The organism is Agathobaculum sp. NTUH-O15-33 (assembly GCF_033193315.1).
Lineage (GTDB): Bacteria > Bacillota > Clostridia > Oscillospirales > Butyricicoccaceae > Agathobaculum > Agathobaculum faecihominis_A.
In genome coordinates, this window is the sequence record NZ_CP136187.1 from 2954682 (window position 1) to 2978430 (window position 23749).

The window sequence follows — 23749 nt, forward strand, 5'->3', positions numbered from 1 at the left end:
TCGTTTAGCCTTCCTTTCTTGTTCGAAGCATGATATCGTTCACGATTTCGCCCGGGACAAAGCCGGCGATGCTGCCGCCGTGTACCGCAATATCCTTCACCACCGAGCTGGAAAGATACATGTATTCCGCACTTGTCATCAAGAACGCGGTATCCAGCTCCGGATTGAGCTTGCGGTTGGCAAGCGCCATCTGGAACTCGTATTCAAAATCCGATACCGCCCGAAGCCCCTTAATGATCGTGCAGGCGCTGTGCTGCCGCGCAAAGTCGGCCAGCAGGCCGTCAAACGAGGTGATTTCCACATTGTGGGTGTCGCGTGTCGTCCGCTCGAGGAATTCCATGCGTTCCTCCACGGTGAACATCGGCGTTTTATTCTGATTGTGCATCACCGCGACGATCAGCCGGTCAAAGACCACTGACGCGCGGCGAATGATATCCTGATGCCCGAGCGTGGGCGGATCAAAGCTGCCCGGGTAGATCGCAATTCTCATTTGTTTCATCCGTTCGGCCGCCCTTTTGTAGGACGGTAATCAAAGTAGCGCCGTAGCGGTAGGTTTTTACCGTCTCAAAACCGGAGGTAAACACGTCCTCCACAGCACTTTCGCATATTATTATACCATTTGTCGAGAGAATGTCAAACGTTTCTATCGCGGAAAGTGCCGCCGTAAGGATTTTGCCGCCGTAAGGCGGATCCAAAAAAATCAAATCGTAAGCATCTTTTTTCGCATATGCTATAAATTTATCCGCATCTGTGCTGTGCAGCTGTGCACGATCGACAAGGCGGGCGGCCGCAATATTTTTCTTGACCGTCGCAAAAGCGACGCGGTCTCGCTCGACGAAATCACATGTTTTCGCCCCGCGCGACAGCGCCTCGATGCCAAGCTGCCCGGTGCCTGCAAACAGATCGAGCACGCGCGCGTCCCGCACGCGGTTTTGGATGATATTGAAAACCGATTCCTTGACGCGGTCGGTCGTCGGCCGGGTGTTCATGCCCGGCACGGGCTGAAGCTTTAGCCCCCGCGCGGAGCCGGATACGACTCTCACGTTAATACAACCCCTTTCTGAATAATTAGAAATTAGGAATTAGGAGTTAGAAATTGTCAAAGCCGCCGCAGGCGGCTATTTCGCCTGCCTAACCGCCAGCGCTTCATTACTAATTACTAACTACTAATTCCTAATTATTTTTGAATATTTTCATTGCCATGAAAATATTCAAAAACCGCGTGCGCGGTATTTTTCGGCACGGCGCGCGCCAGTTCTTCCTCAGTGGCGTTTTTGATGCTGTCGATGCTGCCGAAATGGCGCAAAAGCTGGCCGCGGCGCTTCGCGCCCACGCCCTCAATCTTATCCAGCGTGGAGCCGCGCACCTTTTTCGCGCCGAGCTGGCGGTTGTAGGTGATCGCAAAGCGGTGCACCTCTTCCTGAATACGTCCGATCAGAGCGAACAACGCGGGCGTGGCAGATATGCCGAACTCCCGCCCATCCGGCGCAACGAGCGCGCGGGTGCGGTGCCGGTCGTCCTTGACCATGCCGAAGCAGGGCGTATCAAGGCCAAAGGAGTCGAGAACTTCTTGGCATACGCGCACGTGGCCGAGACCGCCGTCGATCAAAAACGCATTCGGCAGGGGCGAGAATTTCTCATCTCCATCCACATAGCGCTGCACGCGGCGCGTGAGCATTTCACGCATGGAAGCGTAATCATCCTGTCCATTTGCCGCGCATTCGATCTTAAATTTGCGGTAATCGCTCCGTTTGGGCTGGCCTTCGGCAAAAACCACCATCGAACCAACGGTATCCTGCCCGGCAAAGTTTGAAATGTCGTACGCTTCCAGCCGAAGCGGCAGCGCGATCATACCGGTCACGCGCTGCAACAGCTCGAGCGACTTGTGCCGACGCTCAGATTGCTGCTCGTGCCGCTCGATCTCTTCGCGGGCGTTTTTCTCAGCAAGGCGCGTCAGATCGCGCCGTTCGCCTCGCTGCGGCACCGCGATTTCGACCTTGCGGCCCGCGATGCTCGTCAAATACTCCGCCACCGCGCCGTCGTCCTCAATCTCGTGCGAAAGCAGCAGGGTCTTCGGCGCGGCCGATCGCCGCGCATAGTACTGCTTGACAAAGGCGGAAAGCACCTCGGCCGCGTCGCTTTCGGTCAGGTGGAACAGGGTGTATTCCTTATCCTGCAAAGCGCCCGCCGCATAGTGCAGCACACATACGCAGGCGCGCGTTTGTCCCTGCACAAACGCGACCGCGTCAATTTCCGCGAACGCGCCCGCCACCACATGCTGGCGGGAAGAAAGCTTTTGCACCGCGCGCAAGCGGTCGCGCAGCAGGGCCGCGCGTTCAAACTGCAATTCCTCCGCCGCCGCGTTCATCCGCTCGGTCAGTTCGCGTTCGAGCTTTTTCGCGTCCCCCTCAAAAAGCGAGGTCGCTTCGGCGATCAGCGCGCGGTACTCCTCGGGGGACACCTTACCCGTACACGGCGCGCAGCACCGGCCCATGTGCTGGTTCAGGCACGGGCGCTCCTTGCCGATATCGCGCGGAAATACCCGCGAACAGGTTTTTAGATGCAGCGCTTCGCTGATGGTATCGATCGCGCGGCGCGCCGCGACGCGGCCCGGATAGGGGCCGAAATACCGCGCCCCATCCTCCTCCGGCCGCGAAACAACGGAAAACGCGGGATAGGGCGCGTTTTGGCTCAGCCGGATATAGGGGTAGCCCTTATCATCCTTGAGCAGAATATTGTACTTGGGCTTGTACTTTTTTATCATCGAGTTTTCCAGCACTAGGGCTTCAAACTCGGTTTGAGTCACGATGATGTCAAAATCATCGATATGGGAAACGAGCTGGCGCGTTTTTGCGTTCAGCCGTTCGGGCGCTTGAAAGTAGTTCGACACCCGGTTGCGCAGTGCCTTGGCCTTGCCGACATAGATGACCTTGCCCGTTTTATCCTTATGCAGATAAACGCCGGGCTGCATGGGCAGCTTGCGCACGCGCTCCTTCAGTTGTTCTCTCGTCACATGCTTCGCCGCCTTTCCAAACAAAAAAGAAAGCGCCGAAATTCGGCGCTTTTTTCAGGATGCGATAACTTTCCGGGCAACCTTAGTCGGTAAAATTGGACGTAATCAGCTCGACAAGCGCGGCGACTGCTTCTTCCTCGTCCGGACCATCGGCGATCAGGTTGATGGTCGTACCCTTGGTAATGCCAAGGGAAAGGATACCGAGCAGGCTCTTCGCGTTAACGCGGCGCTCTTCCTTCTCTACCAGAATGGTTGACTTAAACTCGTTGGCCTTCTGAATGAAAAAAGTTGCGGGACGGGCGTATAAACCTACCTGATTGGTAACCTGTACCTCTTTAGAAAACATAATCTGCATCGCTCCTATTTCTTCAAATCCGATATATATAGAATACCGCCTTTTGCCCGTTTCGTCAAGGGCAATTTGGCAACAGCGGGTTCGCGTTTTCCATGAATTTGCGCGCGCAAAACCCAATTTCCTCAGGCATTATGCCCTTGTTCGCTTATTTCCAGCGCAGTTCCCAGCATTTTGATCAACGAAGTTCCGCGATTGTCACGCCCTGCTCGCCTTCGCCGTATACGCCCGAACGGACGCTCTTGACACGCTTATTCTGGCGCAAATGCTGCTGAATGGCAACGCGCAGCGTACCCGTGCCCTTTCCGTGGATGATGGTAACCGTGGGCAAGCCGCCCATGATCGCCTGCGACAAAAAGCTATCCACCTCGTAGATCGCTTCCTCCGCGCTCAGGCCGCGTACATCGACCTCACGTTCGGCTGCGGTCAGGTTAAGCTTTGGCGCGGGGCCGGAGCGCGGGCGCGGCGTTTTGGCAGCCGCCTTCGGCTCCTCGGTCAGGCGCAGCTCGTTCTCCTTTACCGTCATTTTCATCGGCCCGGCCTGCACCTGCACGTTGCCGTCCTTATCCGCCGGGGCGAGCACGGTCGCCAGCACGCCGCCGACATTAATCAGCCGCACGCGGTCGCCTTTTTGCAGCTTGCGCTGCTCGTGCGCGTCCACCGTGCGCTTTTCGCCCGAACGGCGGGTCTCGTTTTCCGTCTGCGTGATGATACCGCGCAGCGCCGCTCGGGCCGCCGCAAGGTTGTGATCGGGCACGCTTTCGCGCGCCTTCTTTTTCATCTCGTCCAGCTCGTCAAATACGGTTTCCGCGGTCATGCGCGCGTCCTTGAGCAGGCGGTCGGCGCGGGATTTGGCGCTTTCCAGCAGTTTATCCGCTTTTTGCTCCATCTCGTCGCGCGTGCGCAGCGCCTTGTCCCGCTCGGACTGCGCGGCGGCGCGCATTTTGGCGGCGTCTTCCTTCATGCGGTCTATCCGGCGGCGCTCGCGTTCCAGCTCGGCCAGCACGTCTTCAAACCGCGCGTTTTCAGTGGATACCTGCTCCTTGGCGCGCTCGATGATGGTGGGCTGGAAGCCCCAAACGGCCCGCGATCGCAAAAGCGTTCGACTTGCCGGGAATGCCGGTCAGCAGTCGGTATGTCGGCTGAAGGGACTGCACGTCAAATTCGCAGGAGGCGTTTTCCACGCCCTCGGTCGTTAGGGCGAAGGTTTTCAGTTCGGCATAATGCGTCGTCGCGGCGACCAGCGCGCCCATCTGACGCGCATAACCGATTACGGCCACGGCGAGCGCCGCGCCCTCGACCGGGTCAGTGCCCGCGCCAAGCTCGTCGAACAGCACCAGATCGCCCTGCCCGCACACATCCATGATGGAAACAATGGTCTTCATGTGCGCGGAAAAGGTGGAAAGCGACTGTTCGATCGACTGCTCGTCGCCGATGTCGGCGTAAACGTGCTCAAACAGGCCGATCTCGGATTGCTCGCTCGCGGGAATATGCAAGCCGGAAGCCGCCATCAAACATAAAAGCCCCAGCGTTTTGAGCGACACCGTTTTGCCGCCCGTGTTCGGGCCGGTGATGACCAGCGTGTCGTATTCGTCGCCAATGGCGATATCGATCGGCACCGCCTTCTCCTTATCGAGCAGCGGGTGGCGGGCGCGCACCAGACGGCAAGCGCCCGGCGTATCGCGCCACAAGGGCGGCGCGGCGTTCATGTCAAAGGATAGCTTGGCGCGCGCAAAGATAAAGTCCAGCGTGGTGAGCGCGTCGTAATCCTGCGCGATCGCGTTTTTGTACAGCGCGACATCAGCCGACAGCGCGGATAAGATGCGCTCGATCTCCTGCTCCTCGCGCCCTTCAAGCACCTTGATCTGGTTGTTGATTTCCACCACGGCGGCGGGCTCGATAAAAACGGTCGCGCCGGTGGACGAGGTATCGTGCACCAGACCGGGCACGTCGCCCCGGTGCTCGGCCTTGACCGGCACCACAAAACGGCCGCCGCGCTGGGTGATGATGGTTTCCTGCAAATACTTGGCGCGCTCGCCGGACAGCATGCGGCCCAGCGCTTCGCGCACCTTGCCCGAAATGCGCCGCATTTCTCGGCGGATGGAAAGCAGCTCGGCGGAGGCGCCGTCCGCGATTTCTTCCTCGGAAACGATCGCGGTCGTGATCTGTTCCTCCAGCACACGGTTGCCCGAAAGCATGCCGAAGATCGGGGTAAGCGTGGTTTTTTCCTCGTGCTCGGCGTCGTAGGCCAGCGCGCGGCGCGAAGTTTGCAGCACGCTCGCAACGGCAAGCAGCTCGCGCGGGTTAAGCACACCGCCCCGATCGGCGCGGGACAGGATAGCGCCTACCTCGCGGATGCCGCCGAACGCGGGACTGCCCTGACGAATCATCAGGTTTTTCGCGTCCGTCGTCTGGTCCATCCAGACGCGGGCCTCCTCCCGGTCGTCCAGCGGCCGCAGCGCAAGGCACCGTTCACGCCCCTTATCGCTGGCCGCCTGCGCGGCGAGCCGTTCCAGTATCGTAAAATATTCTAATGTTCGCAAAGATTTTTCGCCTAGTTTGTTCATGGTACACTCCTGTTTAAGTGAAAGAAAGTATATCGCCCAGCCAGCCATACGCAGATGACAACAGCAGTAAAGATCCGGCGGCGGCCAAACCGAACCATCTCCAAACGTGGTAGATGCGGCGCGCCGTATCGCTCATTTTCAGCATCACTGGCGCCATAAACCACAGTTTTCCCAGCATAATGCCAGTAAAAATCCCCCGCGCCGCCAGTTTTTGATATTCTTCGTTGGGCACATTGCGCTTGAGATCGTTCATCGCGTTGTGTACGCTCCAAAACATTTCGATCAGGATGGCAACCGCCGATACGCCCAGAACGATACCGGCTTCCCAGCCCGCTGCCCAAAAAAGCAGCGCCGCTACGTCCAGCGCGGCGAGCGTGATAAAATTCCAGCGTAACGAGAGCTTCATCTTAATCTCCCCCTAGCTTAACCAAAAACCGGCGGGCAAAGCGATCGATAAAATTTCAGGCTGTCGAATCCGCGGCCCAGATGATAAAGGGTATACTGTTCCGCCAGTTCACAGAACTGCGCGGCGGCGGGGCCTGAAAGCGCAAAGGCATACACCCGGCGCGCTTCGCTTGTCAGCACATGCAGCAAGGCGCGCAGCGCGCCTTCGGACAGGCGCGCGTAGTCGCCGCCGATCCGGCGGGCGCAGACTTTATCCGCCGCCTGCCCGGCGCGGACGGAAAAGAAAACGGGCGGGGTTTCGATCACCCTGCCGCAAACGCCGCAGGCGGACAGATCGGGCGCGTAGCCGCTTTCGGCCATGGCGCGCCATTCAAACGCGGCCTTTACCAAGTTTTTTGCCCGCTTGCCGGCGCAAAGCGCGGTCAGCGCGCTGAGCAGCATGCGGCAAAGCGCGGGGCTTTCCTCGCTCTCGTCGGTCAGCGTGTTTGTCAGCTCGCACAGATAACAGGCCAGCGCGTACGCCTCGATATCCTCCGCGATCGCAAAAAAATCACGCACGATCGAGGCTTCCTGTAGGGTAAAACGCCCTCCGCGCTCGCGCAGTACGAATTCGGCAAAACAAAACTGCCGCGCCGCGATCGTCTTGCCCTGATTGCCGCGCCGCGCGTTTTTGCAAAGGATCTCTATTTTGCGGCCTTCCTCGGTCAGCGCGGTCAGATACCGGTCGTAATCGCCGAAATCCGTTTCGCGCAGGCCGAGCGCGCGCAGCTTGACCTCGGCCATTTAGGAATCCTCGTACCCGAAGTTGCGCATCTGATACTGGTTGTTGCGCCAGTTTTCCTTGACCTTGACCCAAAGCTCCAAGAACACCTTGGTGTCCAGCATGCGCTCCATATCGACGCGCGCAAGCTTGCCGATCTCCTTAAGCATTGCGCCCTGTTTGCCGATGATAATGCCCTTATGGCTGTTCTTTTCACAGTAGATCACGGCGCTGATCTCGATCAGGCCGTCCTCCCGCTCGTTCCAGCGCTCGATCCCCACGGCGATGCCGTGCGGCACCTCGCGATCGAGTAGGCGCAGCATCTTTTCGCGGACGATCTCGGCGACGAGCTGACGCTCCGGCTGGTCGGAAACCATTTCCTCCGGGAACAGCTGCGGGCCGTCGATAGCGTATTTGTCGATCTCCGCCAAAAATTCGTCCAGCCCTTCGCCCGTGCGGGCAGAGACCGGCACGATGGCCTCGAATTCATGCGCCGCAGCATAGACCGCGATCACGGCGAGCAGTTCTTCCTTTTTCACGGTATCGATCTTGTTGATGACCAGCACGGCGGGCATGTGGGTCGCCTTGATCTGATCGATCAGCGTTTGCTCCGCCGGGCCGATGTTCGCGATCGGTTCGACCACGAGCGCCGCCGCATCAACCTCGGACACCGTATCCGTGACCACCTTGCACATAAAATCGCCCAGACGGGAGCGGGGCTTGTGCAGGCCGGGTGTATCCATAAAGACGTACTGAGTATCGTTTTTGTTCAAAAGACCGGTGATGCGCGTGCGCGTCGTCTGCGGTTTATTGGAAACGATGGCGACCTTCTGGCCGACCAGCTTATTCGTCAGCGTTGATTTGCCGACGTTTGGCCGGCCCACGATCGAAACGACCGCTGTTTTGGTAATTTTCATTGTATTCTCCCATATTTAAAAATAAAAAGCAGGGCAAACGGCACGGATACGACCACCGCCCCGGCCGCCCACGGGCGGGCGCCTAAGTACGCAAGCGCTTCACTGAGCAGACCCTCGCCAAGGAACAGCACAAGGCCGATGATCGCGCATGCGGCCGCGCACACAAAAACGGCCGCCGCCGCGATATCCTTCGCGTTGCGCACCATTTGGTCGTAGCCGCTTGTCTGCTTATCGCAAAGGCGTTCAATGGCGGTATTCATCAGCTCCGCCCCCATGGTCAGCCCAAAGCAAATGCAGAGGATCGCCCCCTCGGCCGTGGTGGCGCGCCCGATCAGCGCGAACAGGGTCACATAAAGCGCGGCGACCATGTGCACGCGAAAGTTGCGTTCGCTGTGGATGCAGAGCGCCAGACCGCGAAAAGCATTTAAAAAGCTTTCATGCAGCTTTCGGATTTCCTTTTTCATATCGCTCACCTGCTCAGCCCCAGAAAGGCGAGGCTCAACTCCTCCTTCTCGCGCATCAGCCGGGTGTCTTCCTCATTCCGCTCGTGGTCATAGCCGAGCAGGTGCAGCACGGAATGCGTGGTCAGGTAGCCGCATTCCCGCGCGGGCGAATGGCCGAACGTTTCCGCCTGCTCCACCGCGCGCGTATAACACAGCATCATATCGCCCAGCATGACGCAGCCGGTGCCGGGATCGGTCTCCAGATTTTCCTGCGGCGCGCCGTTCAGAAACTCGTACATCGGAAACGAGAGCACATCGGTCACGGTATCCTTTTTCGCGGTATTCGCGGTTGACCTCGCGGATGGTTTCCGCGTCCACCACGGTCACATCGATCGCGGCCGCAAACGGCACCTGCTCGCTTTCGAGCACGCGCTTGGCGCAGGTTTCGATCAACTCCCGCACATGCTCTTCTTCCTGCACCGCCGTTTCAAAAGCCACGCTGATTTGATATACCATATCTGTAACCCCCAAAGATAGTATGGCTATTATACCACAGCGGCAAGCAATTCCGAAGAGTCAAAACGCACCTAAGCGCCGCTGATGGTATAATGAATTTAATCCGGGTATAGTAGCCGTTTTGCGGCTATTATACCACAGCGGCAAGCAAACGTGAGGTCTCGTGCATCCGATAGGCGCCGCTGATGGTATAATGAATTTAATCCAGATATAATAGCCGCTTTACGGCTATTATACCACAGCGGCAAGGCATTTTAAAGCAATCGGCACTCATTATGGCGCCGCTGGTGGTATAATTATATTTAATAGGCGTATAATAGGTGCTTTGTGCCTATTATACCTCATTTTTTCTGTTTTTTGAATACCTGAGCCGCCGAAAAACAAAAAAGACGGACCGGCTTTAAGCATGCCGGTCCGTGCCGCTATTCTTTTATACGCTGTCGCCCGATCAAATCACCGGCCAATAAAAAACCAGCATACCCCAAAATCACATAGTTTAGCTGCCGCAAAGAAAAGAGATGCAAAAGCCCCAGAAATTGTCCATACACAGGGAAAATCACAAAAACAAAACCCACATCGGCTCCCGTCTGCCGCGAAACGTTCTCTCCTATGATCTGTATCAACGCAAAAAATACAACGATTAACCAATGGATCATCCCGGTTTGCAAAGCCGAAATCAGTTTATTTCGTATGCTATAAAACAGGCAGTAGATATTTATGAGTAAATAAAACACGGTAATTGCTAGATGGAGGCTTTTAAACTCACTATTATACCCAAAAACGACTATGAAGTTCATCACTAAAACAGGAATCCCGTAAATCGCCGCAACTTTGGGAACCCAGTACTCTTTCTTGACCAGTTCATCGGAATTATTTAACATTTCACATCCCCATACAGGCGGTTGGTACCTATTGAAAGCGATATTCCCCTTGCGAATCCCGCTTCAGCAGCTATTTTTCCTTTTCCATAATAAAGGATTGCAAACTTCTTTGGCATCCGTTTTTTTCGTAGAACGATTCTAACCCCGGCTGTGCGCCAAAATATAGCATAGTCGGTGTGTGAGCCTTGGCAAGCCGGAGCAGCTCGCTGCCAACACCTTGCTTCCGATTTGCCGGAAGAACGAGCAGCTCCGTTATGGTTCCGAAATAATAACCGTCTGTAAGGATTCGCAGACATCCCACAAGAACGTTTTCATCATAAGCGCAGATATTCAGTGTTTTCGATAACGCGATTTGTGTTTTCTCCACATCATAATTCCCCGGCCATATTTGATTGACAAAAGGGATAAACGCCGACGCGCTCATTTCGCTGTCATTGACTTTATATTCCATATTTGTTGATACCTCTACGGCTTCGGTCCGGTCAGTTCACCTAATCAGCCGCCCCTCAAGCAAAGCGTTTACGTGATCAGTCTATTGCGACTCGTCCGACACGGAAAATTTGCAGTCGAGTTCCAAACTATTTTAATCTCCGCCCGCGCAAATGTCAAATAACGAGAACCGCTTATTAAGACCAACCGCTCCGTCAATTTACGCATAGCTAGTGAAATTGTAACCAAGCTGCTATTGCTGTTTTTCATAACGGTGATATAATGGCTGTATCATAAATTGCAGTGTATATATAAGCCCCGCCATTCGTCCGTAACAGAAAAGAGGGCTGTTTTCCATGGTTGCTGTGAAAAATAAACGGCGCATTTGTGTGATCTTTGTGCTGCTTCCGTGCGCGCTGCTGTTCTTCCTCATCGTTTCCGCCATGCTCCCCGACGGCGCCACGCCGGAGGATGCGCTGCGCGGCTATACCGCGCGCCACGCGGAAAACCGCGGCCCCGGCGAAATCGTGCGGGAGGAGCTTCACGCCCCGTACGAGGTGCTTTTCTATTACGACGATCAGGGTCTGTTGAGCTGTGCGTTTTTACAGCGTCAGCTATGGGGCTACAATGTGGCCGCGATCGCACCGGGCATCCGTCCGGCCGTGCCGCACGAGCTGAAAGAGGACGAGCAAAGCATCACCCTGAGCGAATGCTATTTGCCGGAGGTACGGCTTCGCGTCACGCTGGGCCGCGTGAACAGCGGCGCGGCGGAAACCGTTACGCATGGCGAACAGGACATGAGCATTTTTTCCTACCGCAACTGCCGCATTCTGTACGATATCGGCGCAGAGACCGAAGCGGAGCCCTACCGCGTGTACGACGCGCAAGGCAGACTGTTGGACGATCTGACGGTATGATCATAAACGCAAAGAGCGTCCGGCGATTTTACGCCGGACGCTCTTTTGTTATTTTCCCTTGGCGTGGCGCGTATATAGCGCCGGATGCGTCGGCTTCTTGGACGGAGCCGTGCTTTTGCGGGCCGCCGCGTGCTGCTCAAACGCCTTGACGATCTGCGCGACCAGCTTATGGCGGATCACATCGCCGCCGGAGAGACGGATCACCGCGATATCGTCCATACCGGAGAGGATCTCCGCGCACTCGCGCAGGCCGGAATCGCGCGGATCGGGCAGGTCGATCTGCGTGATATCGCCGGTGAGCACCATTTTCGAGCCCTCGCCCAGACGCGTCAGGATCATGATATGGGAGGAGAGCATCATATTCTGGCATTCATCCGCGATGACAAAGCTGTTTTTCAGCGTGCGCCCGCGCATATAGGCGAGCGGCGCGATCTCGATCACGCCGGTTTCCAAATAGCGGCCCATCGTATCGCGGCCAAGCAGTTCCTCCAGCGCGTCGTACAGCGGCCGGAGATAGGGATCGACTTTATTTTGCAGATCGCCCGGCAAAAAGCCCAGCTTTTCGCCCGCCTCCACCGCGGGGCGGCAAAGCACGATTTTTGCCACCTTTTTCGCCTTGAGCGCCGCGACGGCCACCGCTACCGCAAGGTAGGTCTTGCCTGTGCCGGCGGGGCCGATGCTGATGGTAACAGTATTGTTCCGCAGCGCTTCCACATATTTTTTCTGGCCGACCGTGCGGCACTTGATCGGCGCGCCGTTATAGGATACCGCGATCGTATCACGCATGGCCTCCACCGCCGCATCCGACGAGCCGGTGCGGACGAAATCCAGCGCGCGGTCGACCGCGAACTCGCCCAGCGTTTCGCCCTGCTCGCCCATGCGGTTCAGCGTGCGAAGCGTTTCCACCGCCGTTTTAACAGCGGCCACGTCCTCGCCCGAAAGCTCCACCATGCCCTCGCGCGTGAGCAGAGAAACGCCAAGCTCGTTTTCCAGCTTTTTTACGTTCTGATCGTTCACGCCGAACAGTTCCTGCATGGTCCCAACGTCTAAATCAATTCTTTCCTTATACAACCGTTATTTTCCTCCTGCGCGCTTCAATTACGGCGCATCCTCGCTGGGTGCGGGCGGTGTTTCGGGGATCACGCTGTCATCGAGCGCTTCCGCGCCGATCTGCTCTATCGCCTGCGCCTGCAAATGCAGGGTGACCGCACCGTCCCGCTCGTCAAACGACTGACGCTCGCCGGTGATCGTTCCCTGCATGCCCGCTTCCAACCGCGCGAGCACGCGCGCCGCCATATCGGCGGCCGCGTCCTCCGCGGCGGCCGCTTCCGGCTGCCGCTCGTAATACACATACGTCTGCCGGACGAGCGACACCGGGAATACCACGCTGTCCGACAGCCACGCCGTTTTTGTTTCTATTATTTTATCACAACTTCCCCCTGCAATTCCACTACCAAAATACAAATTTAGCCGGTGCGAGCCAAAAACCAGCGCATACTGCTTTTTCACCTTGCCGGTATAGGTCTTTTTTTCCGTTTGCAGCGCGCGCCGGGTATCCACATCATAGGTGGTGTGCGCCATGATTTCACCGCGCGCGTGGGTCAAATGATAGTCGCCGGTCTCGGTCGTGGGCGGCACTAGGCCGCTCACCAGCGTGTCCCCCACCGCGACCGCGTCGCCGGGACGAACGAGCGGCGCGCCCTGCCAAACGTTCATTTGCTCCACCACGCCGTCCCGCGTGGCGACAACCTTGACCACCGCGTCCTCATCCAGCATTTCCGGCTTCATGACCGAGCCGGTCGCCTCGATTGTCAGCCGGTTTCCGCTGATATTGAGCGACAAAAACGATAATTCGGGCACTTGCTGCATCACGCGCCACCGGATCTGTTTGACATTCATGCCCTTCGACGCGCCGATGCGCACCCCCTCGCGCTCGAGCGCCTCCATGACCGCGGCGCGCGGCAAGGCGGGGTCGATATGCGGCTCGATCGCCCAAACGCGGGTAATCATCAGCCAGCACAGCGCGGCGAAAAGAATAAAGCCGCCCCACAGCACGGTGCGCGGCCGCAGGCGCGCCGCCAAAAACGGCACGCCCGCCTTTTGAGCGATATGTACGCGGCAGCCCGTGCGCCCCATGAAGCGCCGCAGCGCGCGAAAATCCTCCACCGACATAAAACAAGTCAGCTCGTTCCATGCGGTGCGCCGCATCCGGCGCAGGGTCAGCTCATGCGACGCGCAGACGTTTAAAAAGCGTGTCAGGCTCGCGCCCGTCACCCGAAGGCGTACCTGTCCCCGCGCAAGATGCAGCCACCGCGAAACCATATCTTTTCCCTCCTTTTGTTTTCCGTCCCGCTAGGCGAGGCTGCGATATTCGACCGAAACGATCGTACCCGTCACCGCCAGCTCATCAAGCGAAAGCGCGTTCAGCGTCAGCGAATCGCCGAGGATGCGCACCTCGCAGTCCTTGCATTTGACGCGGAGCAGAGTATCGTCGTATTCTAAAATGCCCCTATGGTTTTCCACCACGACGCGGCAGTTTCCGATGATCTCCACGCGGGGCCGGTCACCGCGCAGATCCTCAAAAAGCTGCGGCGCGCCCGCCCCAAAGCCCTCGTATGCCATGCATTCTCCTCCGTTCGGGCTATTGTATGCGGCGGGGACATGAAACTTGCCAGCCCCGCGTAGGATAGAAGCAAAAACGAGGTGAGCCTTATGCGTAAAACCGGTGCGGCGCTTTTGACGGCGGCGCTCTTTTTTGCTTTTCTCCTGTGCCCCGCCGCCTGCGCCGACGGCGTGCGCGACGGCTTGCGGCTGGCCGCCGGTCAGGCGCTGCCCGCGCTGTTCCCCTTTTTCGTGGCCAGCGGCCTGCTGATCCGCACCGGCGCGGGCGCCGCCGCCGCCCGCCTTTTACGCCGCCCGCTCGGCGCGCTGTACGGGCTGCCCCCCGCGGCGGCCCCGGCAGTCGCTCTCGGCCTAATAGGCGGCTATCCGGTCGGCGCGGCCACGGTCGCCGACCTGCTCGGGCGCGGCGCACTGACAAGGGACGAGGCCGAGCGCGCCGTATCCTTCTGCAACTGCGCCAGCCCCGCCTTTTGCATCGGTCTGGCAGGGCTGGCGCTCACCGGCAGCGCGCAGACCGGGGCGGCGCTGTACCTGATCCATCTGGCCGCCGCCCTTCTGGCCGGATTGGTCGCGGCGCACGGCGGCGCGCGCCGCGAAACCGGCGGCGCCCTTCGCCCCACCGCGCCGGAAGCCTTTGCCCCCGCCTTTTGCGGCGCGGTGCAGAGCGCCGCGCAGACCGCGCTGACCGTCACCGCGTTTTTGGTCGTTTTCTCCATTTTGCTGCGGCTATTGCTGCCGGTGCGCGCGCTTTTATCCGGCGTTCCCGGCGTGGAGGGTATTCTGGAATTGACCTGCGGCCTTGACCGGCTGGCGGGCTGCGGCATACCCGCGGGGGTGCTGCTGCCGCTCACCTCGTTCCTTTTGGGCTTTGGGGGGCTCAGCGTGCACTTTCAGGTGCGCGCGCTGTTGGACCCATTCGACCTGCGCCTGCGCCGCTTTACGCTTGGCAAAACGCTGCACGGCGTGTTTGCAGCGGCCATCACCGCGCTTGTTTGGCGGCTCTTCCCCGCGTCGCTCGCGGTGTTCGCGCCCGTACCGGGCGCGCTCACGCCCTCTGCCGCGTACTGGGCCGCGCCCGCGCTTGCCGTACTTTTTGTCGTTTTGTTTCCGTTTAGGGGTGGTAAAAAAGAGCGCGATACAGTATAATGGGTATATTCACACATTTTAAGGAGTGACCCGCATGTCGCTGAAAAAGCTGATGCGTAAGGATATCGAGCCACGCTGTACATACTGCCAATACGGCACGCCGCTTTCGGGCGGCGACAAGCTCACCTGCCGCCGCCATGGCGTGGTCGCGGCTGATTATCACTGCCGCTCGTTCCGCTATGACCCTTTGCGCCGCACACCGCCGCGCCCCGCGGCCATTCGCGGCCATTTCACCCACGCTGATTTTTCTCTGGGAGACGACTCATGAACCGTAATTTGTTGAAACGCGCGGGCGCTTTTCTGCTGCTCGCCTTGTTGCTTTTCGCCTATTTACCGCCCGCCTTCGCCGCGCCGGACGACGAGAACGAATTCGCCCCCGTATCCGACACCTCTGACAGCGGCGAGGAGGGCGATACAGCTCCCGTTTCCGGCTCGACGGACGACGGAGAAAATGAGCCGGACGCGGTTCTGGAAGACCCCAAGATCGACGCGACCGCGGCCCTTCTGGTCAACCCGAACACCGGCATGGTGCTGTACGAAAAAAACGCGGATGAGAAGCGTTACCCCGCTTCCACCACCAAGATTATGACCGCGCTGCTCGTTTTGGAAAACGCGAAGCTGGACGATATCGTCACGGCGGAAAAAGTCGATTTTGAAAACGTGTCGTGGGACGCCTCCAACGCCGATATCAAAGAGGGCGAGCAAGTAAAGGTGCTCGATCTGCTGTATTGCCTGATGCTGCCCTCCGCGAACGAGGCCGCGAATATGCTGGCCCGCCATGTCGGCGGCTCGATCGAGGGCTTTGCCGACATGATGAACGCCAAAGCGGAGGAGCTCGGCTGCACGGGCACGCACTTTGTCAATCCCAACGGCCTGCACGATCCCAACCACTACACCACCGCGCGCGACCTGTACACCATCGCGCACGCCGCCATGCAGGACGAGACCTTTGCAGAGATCGCCAAGACCGCGGTAAAGACCATCTCCAAAACCAACATGCACGATTCACGCAAGGTCTTTACCACCAACCAGCTGATCTTCAGTTCCTACCAGCCCTGGTTCTATGGCTGGTGCAACGGCATCAAGACCGGCCACACCGCCGAAGCGGGCAACTGTCTGGTCGCTTACGCGGACCAGCGCGACAGCGAGCTTTACTCCGTCGTCCTCGGCTGCGCCGACGCGCCGGACAGTTCCACGGTAGCCAAAAGCTTTACCGAAACCAAGCGGCTGTTCGAGTGGGGCTATGATAACTTTAAAAGCAAAACGCTCGCCAAGCAGGGCAACAGCATCACCTCTACCAAGGTGCGCCTTTCCACCGACACGGACGAGCTGGTGCTCACCGCCAAGCGGGATCTGGTCGCTTCGGTGCCGAAGAACCTAGACGTGGAGGACATGGAGGCTACGCCAACCGTGCCGAAAAGCGTGGACGCGCCGATCAAGGCGGGCGACGTGATCGGCAGCATGACCTACTCCTACGCCGGTACGGTTTACGGCACCGTGGAACTGATCGCTCTGCACGATGTGGAGCTTTCCAAGGTGCTTTACTATGCGGACAAGCTTGAAAATTTCTTCAAAGGCTCGGTCTTTAAAATTTTGCTTGTCGTTTTGCTGGTTTTCGTTATCCTTTATATCCTATTTAACCTTACCTTCGGCCGGATGCGCCGCCGCAAACAGCGACGCATGATGCGTTCGCGCGGCTCGCGTTACAACAGAAGACGATAACGACTTTTTAGGGCGGACAGCTTTGGGCTGTCCGCCCTATTTCTTCTTACAGTTTTGTAAGCTTGCGCACGAATACATGACGGGAGCGCGCGCAACTGATATAATAAAGCAAAACCATGCTGCCGGGGAGGCGCTGAAATGAACCAAATTTTACTGCTCGAAGACGATATCAGTTTGGTGGAGGGCTTACAGTATTTGCTCGAAACCAACGGGTTTGCGGTCGCCGTCGTCCGGACCGTGCAAGCGGCCTTCGCCGCGCTTGCCGAAAACCGGTTCGATCTGCTGCTGCTCGACGTGACGCTGCCGGACGGCACCGGCTTTTCGGTATGCCAAAGGCTGCGCGAACAAGGCGATACGACGCCCATCATCTTTTTAACCGCTTCGGATGAAGAGGTAAACGTGATCCGCGGACTGGACAGCGGCGGGGACGACTATATCACAAAGCCCTTTAAGATCGGCGAGCTGCTCTCCCGTATCCGCTCGCTGTTACGCCGCGCGGGACGACCGGGCCGCGATCCGGCCGTGATCCGCTGCGGCGATACCGCCATCGATCTGCTGCAAAGCCAGATTGTTTTGCGCGGCAAGCCGCTCGAACTGACCATCGGCGAATATAAGCTGCTCTGTCTGTTGGTGCGCAACGCGGGCCGCGTGGTCACCCGCGCGCGCATTTTGGAAGCCCTGTGGGATCAAAACGGCAGCTTTGTCGATGATAACACGCTATCCGTCTATATCCGCCGGCTGCGTGAAAAGGTAGAGGACGATCCCTCCGCCCCGGCGCACCTGACCACGGTGCGCGGCTTTGGCTATCAATGGAACGAGGTGCCGCTATGAATATTTGGCGCGACCGGGACAACCGGCGCTATTTGCTGCTGCTTTTCTTGCTCTGCGTTATGCTGGCGGCCGCCGCTTTGCTTTTCTGCCGGGTACAGACGCAGCGCATGCAGGCGCAGCTGGTTTTTCATGATCAGGCCGTGGCCGGCGCGCTGCTGGAACGGAATGTGCCGCCCGAAACGGTGGCTGCCGCGCTTACCGGCGAAGGGGACGCGGGACAGGGCCGCGCTTTGCTGCGGCAGCTGGGTCTTAGCGAAAAAACGCCGCCTTGGCTGCTTGCGCCGGTACGGGATTTTTCCGCGGGGCTATACCGTACCGCCCTGACCGGCACGCTGCTTGCCGCGGCGGCGCTTTGGTCGCTCGCGCTGCTGTTTTTGCGGCGGCAAGCGCGCTCGCTTCAGGACGCGACCCGCGTCGTGCGGCACTTTTCCCATGGCGATTTTGACACGCACCTGCCCCGCAGCGATGAAGGGGCGCTTTCACGGCTTTACGCCGCGGTCGATCAGTTGGCGACAGCCTTGCAGGCGCAGAACACCCGCGCGCACCAGTCCAAAGAGTTTTTAAAGGATACGATCTCCGATATCTCGCACCAGTTAAAAACACCGCTGGCGGCGCTCTGCATGTACAACGAGATCATTGCGGGCGAACCCGGCAACAGCGCGGCCGTAGAGACCTTTTCCGGCAAGTCCGCGCTGGCGCTTGGCCGCATCGAGCAGCTGATCGACGCGCTTTTGAAGATTACCCGGCTGGACGCAGGCAGCATTGTCTTTGAAAAAGCGCCGCACACGGCGCTTTCGCTATACCGGCTTGCCACGGAGGAGCTGACCACGAGGGCCGCGCTTGAGCAAAAAGAACTCACATGGCAGGGCGATCCTGAGCAGCCGATCTGCTGCGACCTGATCTGGACGGCCGAAGCCCTTGGCAATCTGATCAAAAACGCGTTAGATCACACGGTGGCGGGCGGCCATATTCGCGTTGCGTGGGAGCGCTCGCCCCTGATGCTGCGCCTTTCCGTCGCGGACGACGGCGGCGGCGTCGCCCCCGAGGACCTGCACCATATTTTCAAGCGGTTTTACCGCAGCGCGCACGCGTCGGACCGGCCGGGCGTGGGCCTCGGCCTGCCGCTGGCCAAAACAATTTTTGAGCGGCAGGGCGGCGTTCTTTCCGTTCACAGCACGCCCGGCGAGGGAACGGTCTTTTCCGTTTCGTTTCTTACGGAACCGTAAGCCGCCATTCATCTGTTTGTAAGCTGCACCTGTTATGCTTTTCCCAGAAAAGGAGGCTAACGAGCCTATGAATACCTTACAAGTTGAAAACCTATGCAAAACCTACGGCAAAGGAGAAGCAAGGGTGGATGCCCTGCAAAACGTTACCTTTTCCTTAGAGAAGGGCGAGTTCGCCACGGTAATCGGCGAATCCGGTTCCGGCAAAAGCACGCTGCTCAACTGTATCGGCGGGCTGGACACGCCGACCTCCGGCACGATCCGATTGGACGGCGAAGAGCTGTTCGCCATGAAGGAGCAGGAACGAACGATCTTCCGGCGGCGCAATATCGGCTTTGTCTTTCAGTCCTTCCAGCTGGTCAGCGAGCTGACCGTGGAGCAGAACATCGCCTTTCCGCTGTTGCTGGACTACCAAAAGCCGGATCAGGATCGGATCGACGAGCTTTTGCAGGTTCTGGGGCTGACCGACCGGCGGCGGCATTTGCCAAGCCAGCTTTCCGGCGGCCAACAGCAGCGGGTCGCCATCGGCCGCGCGCTGGTGATGCAGCCCATGCTGATCCTCGCGGACGAGCCAACCGGCAATCTGGACAGCAAAAACAGTCAGGATGTGATCGAGCTGCTCGTGCAGGCTTCGCGCCGCTACCAGCAAACCATTTTGATGATCACGCACAACGTGGGGCTGACCTCGTCCGCCGACCGGGTGCTGCGGGTGACGGACGGCGTGCTGACCGATCTCGGCGGGGTGCGGGCATGAAAAGCTATCTATCCCTGGTGCCCATTGCCGCAAAGGTGCACCGAAAAGCGAACCGCATGTCGCTTCTGTGTATCGCGCTGGCGGTGCTGCTCGTCACGGCCATTTTCGGCATGGCCGACATGTTCCTGCGCAGCCAGCTCATCCAGACCCGCCAAAGCGACGGCAACTGGCATGTGGCGTTTAAAAACCTGAGCGACGAGCAGGCCGCCATCATTGCCGCACGGCCCGACGTCGCGAGCAGCTCGTGGTACGATATTCTGAATTATCAGGCGGAAACAGATTATTCGATCGGCGGCAAGGCGGCCGCCATCTGCGGGCTGGACGAAAGTTTTTTGACCGATCTTTACCCGGACGCGGGCATCATCGAAGGGCGCTTCCCCTCGGACGAAGCGGAGGCGGTGCTGACTCAAAACGCGAAAAAAGCGCTGCGCCTGCAAATTGGGGATACGGTGCGCGTACAAACGCCGAACGGCCCGCTTTCGCTCACCGTCTCCGGCTTCGCGGACGATACCGCCATGATGCTGCGATACGACGCCTACGGCGTGTTTGTTTCCACAGCGCAGTTCCGCGCGATCCGCCCGGCGGCGGACACCGGCGAAGGGCTGTTTTACGTGCAGCTTTCGGGCCGGTGCAATATGCAAAAGGCCATTGCCGATATTCAAGCGCAGCTGAGCATTCCCGATGCGGACGCGCCGCAAAACACCCGGCTGCTCGGCCTGCTCGGCCAAAGCAGCGATCCCTTTATGCTGCAAATTTACCTGACGGCCGCGGCGCTTTTCGTCTTGGTGCTGATCGCGGGCGTGATGATGATCGCGAGCAGCCTGAACAGCAACGTGGCGCAGCGCACCCAGTTTTTCGGCATGCTGCGCTGTGTCGGCGCGACGCCGAAGCAGGTGATCCGTCTGGTGCGCACAGAAGCGCTTGCTTGGTGCCGGCTAGCCATACCCGCCGGCATTGTCATCGGCGTGGTCCTCATTTGGCTTCTGTGCGCGCTTTTGCGCGGGCTCAGTCCCTACTTTTTCGCGGGCATGCCGGTCTTTGCCGTAAGCCTGCCCAGCATCTTGGCGGGCATCGTGGTCGGACTGCTGACGGTTTTGCTGGCCGCCCGCTCACCGGCCAAACGCGCGGCGCGCGTATCCCCGCTGACGGCGGTCTCCGGCAACGCCGACACGGCCGCGCCCGTTCGTAAGGCCGCGGGCACCCGGCGGCTCCGCGTGGATACGGCGCTGGGCGTGCACCATGCCGGGTCCAATCGAAAAAACTTCATCCTCATGGGCGGTTCCTTCGCGCTCAGCATCATTTTGTTCCTGTCGTTTTCAGTTTTGATCGCGTTTATGAACCACGCCGTCACGCCGCTTGCTCCCTCCACGCCCGACCTCTCCATCGTCAGCCGGGATCAGACCCGCGCGGTGAGCGAAACGGTTTTGAAAAAGCTGTCGCAAAATCCCGCGGTGGAGCGCGTGTATGGCCGCATGTTTGCTTTTGACCTGCCCGCGACCGTGGGCGAGACCGATAGCACCATCGACCTGATCTCCTACGAGCAGCACCAGTTCCAATGGGCGGAGGACGCGCTGCTGGAAGGCTCCGTGCGGCAAGCGGTGGAACGGCGGGACGCCGCGCTGACGGTATATACCCCGACCAATCCGCTCCGGGTGGGCGATGTGCTCACAGTGGAGAGCGGCGGCCGGACCCGAACGCTCGAGATCACCGGCGTGCTGTCCACCAGCCCCTTTAACGGCGCCGGCGGCTTTGGCAGCGTGCTCTGTTCCGAACAGACTTTTCAGGAGCTGATCGGCGGGCAAGGCTACACGGTGATCGATATGCAGCTTGCCAAGAACGCGCAAGAGGGCGACGTCGCCGCTATCCGCGCTCTCGCGGGGGATGATCTTATGTTTTCCGACCGGCGTGCGAACAACGCAGAAGTAAAAGGCGCTTATTACGCCTTCGCCCTTTTTGTGTTCGGTTTTCTCGCGCTGATCGCGCTTATCACCGTTTTGCACATCGTCAACAGCGTTTCCATGAGCGTTTCGGCGCGGATGAAGCAGTACGGCGCCATGCGCGCCATCGGTATGGACGCCCGGCAGTTGGTGCGCATGGTTGCCGCCGAAGCCGCGACCTATGCCCTGTTCGGTATTACCGCCGGCTGCATCATCGGGCTACCGGTGCACAAGCTGCTGTTCGAGCGGTTGGTCAGCTTCCGCTGGGGCGACGTCTGGCAGCTGCCGCTCGGCACGCTGGGTATCATCGCAGCGATCGTCCTTTTCACTTCGTTGCTCGCGGTGTGCGGACCGGCTAAGCGTATTCGTCAAATGTCCATCGTCGACACGATCAGCGCGTTATAAAGTCGCTAAAAAAAGGTCCCTTGGTTTCATCCGCATGACAATCAGGCAGCATGAAAACCCAAACCACCTTAACGACTGACACACGCAATAAAAAAACGGGCGTATCGTCTCACGACGATGCGCCCGTTTTGTCACGCGGCAGCGCAGTGTTTGAAAGCTCCTGCAAGCCGCGTCAATAAGGGGGCCTTGCCCCCTATTCCCGTGAACCAAGTGTATCAGTTTTCATTGCCAGACGGCAAACTTTGCATCAGGGCAAAGAAATGCTTTGGCTCGCCGGTACGAAAGTATGCGTACCAAGCCTCCAAAGTTTCTGCTCCAAAAACACCCAAACGCTCAATTATTTGTTTCGCCCACAGCAAAGCTCCGGTGGAACTTGCAGTAATCAGGTTGCCATCCGCTACGGACGGCTCGTCTATATAAAAACTTTGCCCTTGGTAACCGGGAGAAACCATTTCGAGAAAACCCGGCCCATTACTGGTATGCGGGCGATGATCCAGTAGGCCAATGTTCGCAAGTGCAGCGGTAGCCCCGCAGATTGCACACACCGTAGCGCCTAGCGATAGAAATTCGCTCGCTTTTTGAATGATCGCGCCATGCCTTGGGTCGTTCCATGTGTTCGCGCCCGGCAACAGCAACACGCTTGTTTCACGCACAACCATATCGTCGATTAGGCAGTCGGGCACGATTGTCAGGCCGCCCATGGTTTGAATCGGCTCTTTTGAGTCACCGACCGTTTTGAGCGATACACACGGCGCGCCCTCTTTGAAAAACCGACCGGAATTCAGCTCGGCCATAACATACCCGAGCTCCCAGTCGGCTAAGGTATCAAGAACATAAACATAGATTGTAAACATTTAACTTCCTCCATTTTCATTGTTTCATTGATTTGTTTGCATTTTTATAGTACCATGTAATCGTTGACAACAGCATGGCAACAATTAAAAAGAATATTGAAAGGAGGCGGTCGGATGAAAGTGAACAGGCTTGTTAGCATGATTATGATACTACTTGACAAGGAGCGCATCGGCGCGCAGGAATTAGCCGATCTGTTTGAAGTATCGCCCCGCACGATCTACCGCGACATCGACGCTATCAACATGGCGGGAATTCCTATTCGTTCCATATCGGGCGTGGGCGGCGGCTTTGAGATCATGCAGCAATACAAGATTGATCAAAAGGTTTTTACGACTGCCGACCTTTCCGCTATCATGATGGGGCTTTCCAGCCTTGCGGGCATGGTACGAGGTGATGAGCTGGTACACGCCCTTGCGAAAGTAAAGAGTTTTATTCCCGCCGAAAGAGCGAAGGACATTGCACTGAAAGCGAATCAAATTAACATAGATTTAAGCTCATGGATGGGCAATGGGAACATACAGCCTTACTTAGAAATGATCAAAACAGCTTTACAGCAAAGCAAGCTGCTTTCGTTTGAATATATCGCCCACCATGGGAAAAAAACCGCGCGGACCGCCGAGCCGTATCAGCTTGTATTAAAAAGTAATCATTGGTATTTGCAAGGGTATTGCCATAAAAGAAATGACTTCCGCTTATTCAGACTGTCTCGCATGTCCAATCTACAAATACAAGAAGAGACTTTTACACCACGAGATTATCCAAAACCGACTTTAGACAGTGCGGATATTTTTGAAACGATGCAAACTAAAATCAAAATCCGTATTCATCAATCCGTGTTGGATCGGGTGCTTGATTTTTGCTCTTATGAAGATCTTTCGCCAGACGGCGATGCGTATTACATCGTTCGTTTTCCTTTCATAGAGAACGAATACCACTATGATATTCTTCTTGGTTTTGGGGATAAATGCGAGTGCTTGGAGCCGTTACATATCCGCGCGGAAATGAAGCGCAGAATCCATGAAATCGCGGCCCTATACGAAGCCTAAACGCAAAA

The 23749-nt window shown here is 58.0% G+C and carries 26 protein-coding genes and 1 pseudogene; 9 read left to right on the forward strand and 18 right to left on the reverse strand.

What is annotated here, in order from left to right:
* Positions 1 to 4: 4 nt before the first annotated feature.
* From coaD to RWV98_RS14335, 14 genes and pseudogenes are all read right to left on the reverse strand, one after another.
* Positions 5 to 490 (reverse strand): pantetheine-phosphate adenylyltransferase, encoded by a 486-nt coding sequence (gene coaD / locus RWV98_RS14270; protein ID WP_280962108.1) that lies wholly within the window; start codon positions 488 to 490, stop codon positions 5 to 7.
* Complete coding sequence (gene rsmD, locus RWV98_RS14275; protein WP_317861586.1) at positions 459 to 1043, reverse strand: 16S rRNA (guanine(966)-N(2))-methyltransferase RsmD; 585 nt, start codon at positions 1041 to 1043, stop codon at positions 459 to 461. Before rsmD ends, coaD begins: the two co-directional genes overlap by 32 nt.
* Before the next feature lie 134 nt (positions 1044 to 1177).
* Complete coding sequence (gene uvrC, locus RWV98_RS14280; protein WP_317861588.1) at positions 1178 to 3013, reverse strand: excinuclease ABC subunit UvrC; 1836 nt, start codon at positions 3011 to 3013, stop codon at positions 1178 to 1180.
* 82 nt (positions 3014 to 3095) lie between these two features.
* Complete coding sequence (locus RWV98_RS14285; protein WP_280962091.1) at positions 3096 to 3359, reverse strand: HPr family phosphocarrier protein; 264 nt, start codon at positions 3357 to 3359, stop codon at positions 3096 to 3098.
* Between the two features lie 184 nt (positions 3360 to 3543).
* The gene (locus tag RWV98_RS14290; protein WP_317861590.1) at positions 3544 to 4461 is read right to left on the reverse strand and encodes a Smr/MutS family protein; all 918 of its coding nucleotides are present in this window, start codon (positions 4459 to 4461) and stop codon (positions 3544 to 3546) included.
* Positions 4391 to 5908: an endonuclease MutS2 gene (locus RWV98_RS14295; protein WP_317861592.1), complete on the reverse strand. Its 1518-nt coding sequence runs from the start codon at positions 5906 to 5908 to the stop codon at positions 4391 to 4393. The genes RWV98_RS14290 and RWV98_RS14295 overlap by 71 nt, the downstream gene beginning before the upstream one ends.
* A gap of 37 nt (positions 5909 to 5945) precedes the next feature.
* Positions 5946 to 6338 carry a hypothetical protein gene (locus RWV98_RS14300; protein ID WP_317861594.1) on the reverse strand — a complete coding sequence of 131 codons (393 nt, stop codon included), beginning with the start codon at positions 6336 to 6338 and terminating at the stop codon, positions 5946 to 5948.
* Between the two features lie 17 nt (positions 6339 to 6355).
* The gene (gene recO, locus RWV98_RS14305) at positions 6356 to 7120 is read right to left on the reverse strand and encodes a DNA repair protein RecO (RefSeq protein ID WP_317861596.1); all 765 of its coding nucleotides are present in this window, start codon (positions 7118 to 7120) and stop codon (positions 6356 to 6358) included.
* On the reverse strand, positions 7121 to 8014 hold the full coding sequence (gene era, locus RWV98_RS14310) for a GTPase Era (RefSeq protein WP_280962087.1): 894 nt from the start codon (positions 8012 to 8014) through the stop codon (positions 7121 to 7123).
* Positions 8011 to 8478 carry a diacylglycerol kinase family protein gene (locus tag RWV98_RS14315; RefSeq protein WP_280962086.1) on the reverse strand — a complete coding sequence of 156 codons (468 nt, stop codon included), beginning with the start codon at positions 8476 to 8478 and terminating at the stop codon, positions 8011 to 8013. Before RWV98_RS14315 ends, era begins: the two co-directional genes overlap by 4 nt.
* A gap of 5 nt (positions 8479 to 8483) precedes the next feature.
* Positions 8484 to 8780: an rRNA maturation RNase YbeY gene (gene ybeY / locus RWV98_RS14320; protein WP_317861598.1), complete on the reverse strand. Its 297-nt coding sequence runs from the start codon at positions 8778 to 8780 to the stop codon at positions 8484 to 8486.
* A 64-nt stretch (positions 8781 to 8844) separates the two neighbouring features.
* Positions 8845 to 8973: pseudogene (locus RWV98_RS19470) on the reverse strand (hypothetical protein); the annotation flags it as partial.
* 422 nt (positions 8974 to 9395) lie between these two features.
* The gene (locus RWV98_RS14330) at positions 9396 to 9854 is read right to left on the reverse strand and encodes a hypothetical protein (RefSeq protein ID WP_317861602.1); all 459 of its coding nucleotides are present in this window, start codon (positions 9852 to 9854) and stop codon (positions 9396 to 9398) included.
* A 70-nt stretch (positions 9855 to 9924) separates the two neighbouring features.
* Positions 9925 to 10305, reverse strand: coding sequence for a GNAT family N-acetyltransferase (locus RWV98_RS14335; RefSeq protein ID WP_317861604.1), 381 nt, complete (start codon positions 10303 to 10305; stop codon positions 9925 to 9927).
* 334 nt (positions 10306 to 10639) lie between these two features.
* Here RWV98_RS14335 and RWV98_RS14340 point away from each other — a divergent pair, with 334 nt between their 5' ends.
* Positions 10640 to 11200 (forward strand): hypothetical protein, encoded by a 561-nt coding sequence (locus tag RWV98_RS14340; RefSeq protein WP_317861606.1) that lies wholly within the window; start codon positions 10640 to 10642, stop codon positions 11198 to 11200.
* 48 nt (positions 11201 to 11248) lie between these two features.
* Here RWV98_RS14340 and RWV98_RS14345 read toward each other — a convergent pair whose 3' ends face one another.
* From RWV98_RS14345 to RWV98_RS14355, 3 genes are read right to left on the reverse strand one after another with little or no spacing between them, the layout of a single operon-like run.
* Positions 11249 to 12271: a PhoH family protein gene (locus tag RWV98_RS14345; protein WP_280962082.1), complete on the reverse strand. Its 1023-nt coding sequence runs from the start codon at positions 12269 to 12271 to the stop codon at positions 11249 to 11251.
* A gap of 27 nt (positions 12272 to 12298) precedes the next feature.
* Positions 12299 to 13522, reverse strand: coding sequence for a sporulation protein YqfD (locus tag RWV98_RS14350; protein ID WP_317861608.1), 1224 nt, complete (start codon positions 13520 to 13522; stop codon positions 12299 to 12301).
* A gap of 30 nt (positions 13523 to 13552) precedes the next feature.
* Positions 13553 to 13822 (reverse strand): YabP/YqfC family sporulation protein, encoded by a 270-nt coding sequence (locus tag RWV98_RS14355; RefSeq protein WP_280962080.1) that lies wholly within the window; start codon positions 13820 to 13822, stop codon positions 13553 to 13555.
* Positions 13823 to 13912: 90 nt separating this feature from the next.
* Between RWV98_RS14355 and RWV98_RS14360 the strand changes: the two genes are divergently transcribed.
* The 7 genes from RWV98_RS14360 (at position 13913) to RWV98_RS14390 (ending at position 21840) form a co-directional block, all read left to right on the forward strand.
* Positions 13913 to 14968 carry a hypothetical protein gene (locus RWV98_RS14360; protein ID WP_317861610.1) on the forward strand — a complete coding sequence of 352 codons (1056 nt, stop codon included), beginning with the start codon at positions 13913 to 13915 and terminating at the stop codon, positions 14966 to 14968.
* A gap of 34 nt (positions 14969 to 15002) precedes the next feature.
* On the forward strand, positions 15003 to 15236 hold the full coding sequence (locus RWV98_RS14365) for a hypothetical protein (RefSeq protein WP_317861612.1): 234 nt from the start codon (positions 15003 to 15005) through the stop codon (positions 15234 to 15236).
* Positions 15233 to 16690 (forward strand): D-alanyl-D-alanine carboxypeptidase family protein, encoded by a 1458-nt coding sequence (locus RWV98_RS14370; RefSeq protein WP_317861614.1) that lies wholly within the window; start codon positions 15233 to 15235, stop codon positions 16688 to 16690. Before RWV98_RS14365 ends, RWV98_RS14370 begins: the two co-directional genes overlap by 4 nt.
* A gap of 138 nt (positions 16691 to 16828) precedes the next feature.
* Entirely contained in the window at positions 16829 to 17521 is a 693-nt protein-coding gene (locus tag RWV98_RS14375) for a response regulator transcription factor (RefSeq protein WP_317861616.1), read from the forward strand.
* Positions 17518 to 18747, forward strand: coding sequence for a sensor histidine kinase (locus RWV98_RS14380; protein WP_317861618.1), 1230 nt, complete (start codon positions 17518 to 17520; stop codon positions 18745 to 18747). Before RWV98_RS14375 ends, RWV98_RS14380 begins: the two co-directional genes overlap by 4 nt.
* 67 nt (positions 18748 to 18814) lie before the next feature.
* A complete protein-coding gene (locus RWV98_RS14385; protein ID WP_280962074.1) occupies positions 18815 to 19498 on the forward strand; it encodes an ABC transporter ATP-binding protein in 684 nt (227 codons plus the stop codon).
* Positions 19495 to 21840, forward strand: a complete 2346-nt coding sequence (locus RWV98_RS14390) for an ABC transporter permease (RefSeq protein WP_317861620.1) — start codon at positions 19495 to 19497, stop codon at positions 21838 to 21840. The genes RWV98_RS14385 and RWV98_RS14390 overlap by 4 nt, the downstream gene beginning before the upstream one ends.
* Before the next feature lie 215 nt (positions 21841 to 22055).
* Here RWV98_RS14390 and RWV98_RS14395 read toward each other — a convergent pair whose 3' ends face one another.
* Positions 22056 to 22694, reverse strand: coding sequence for a type 1 glutamine amidotransferase family protein (locus tag RWV98_RS14395; protein WP_317861621.1), 639 nt, complete (start codon positions 22692 to 22694; stop codon positions 22056 to 22058).
* Between the two features lie 114 nt (positions 22695 to 22808).
* Here RWV98_RS14395 and RWV98_RS14400 point away from each other — a divergent pair, with 114 nt between their 5' ends.
* Positions 22809 to 23741, forward strand: a complete 933-nt coding sequence (locus RWV98_RS14400; protein WP_317861622.1) for a helix-turn-helix transcriptional regulator — start codon at positions 22809 to 22811, stop codon at positions 23739 to 23741.
* Positions 23742 to 23749 lie beyond the last annotated feature (8 nt).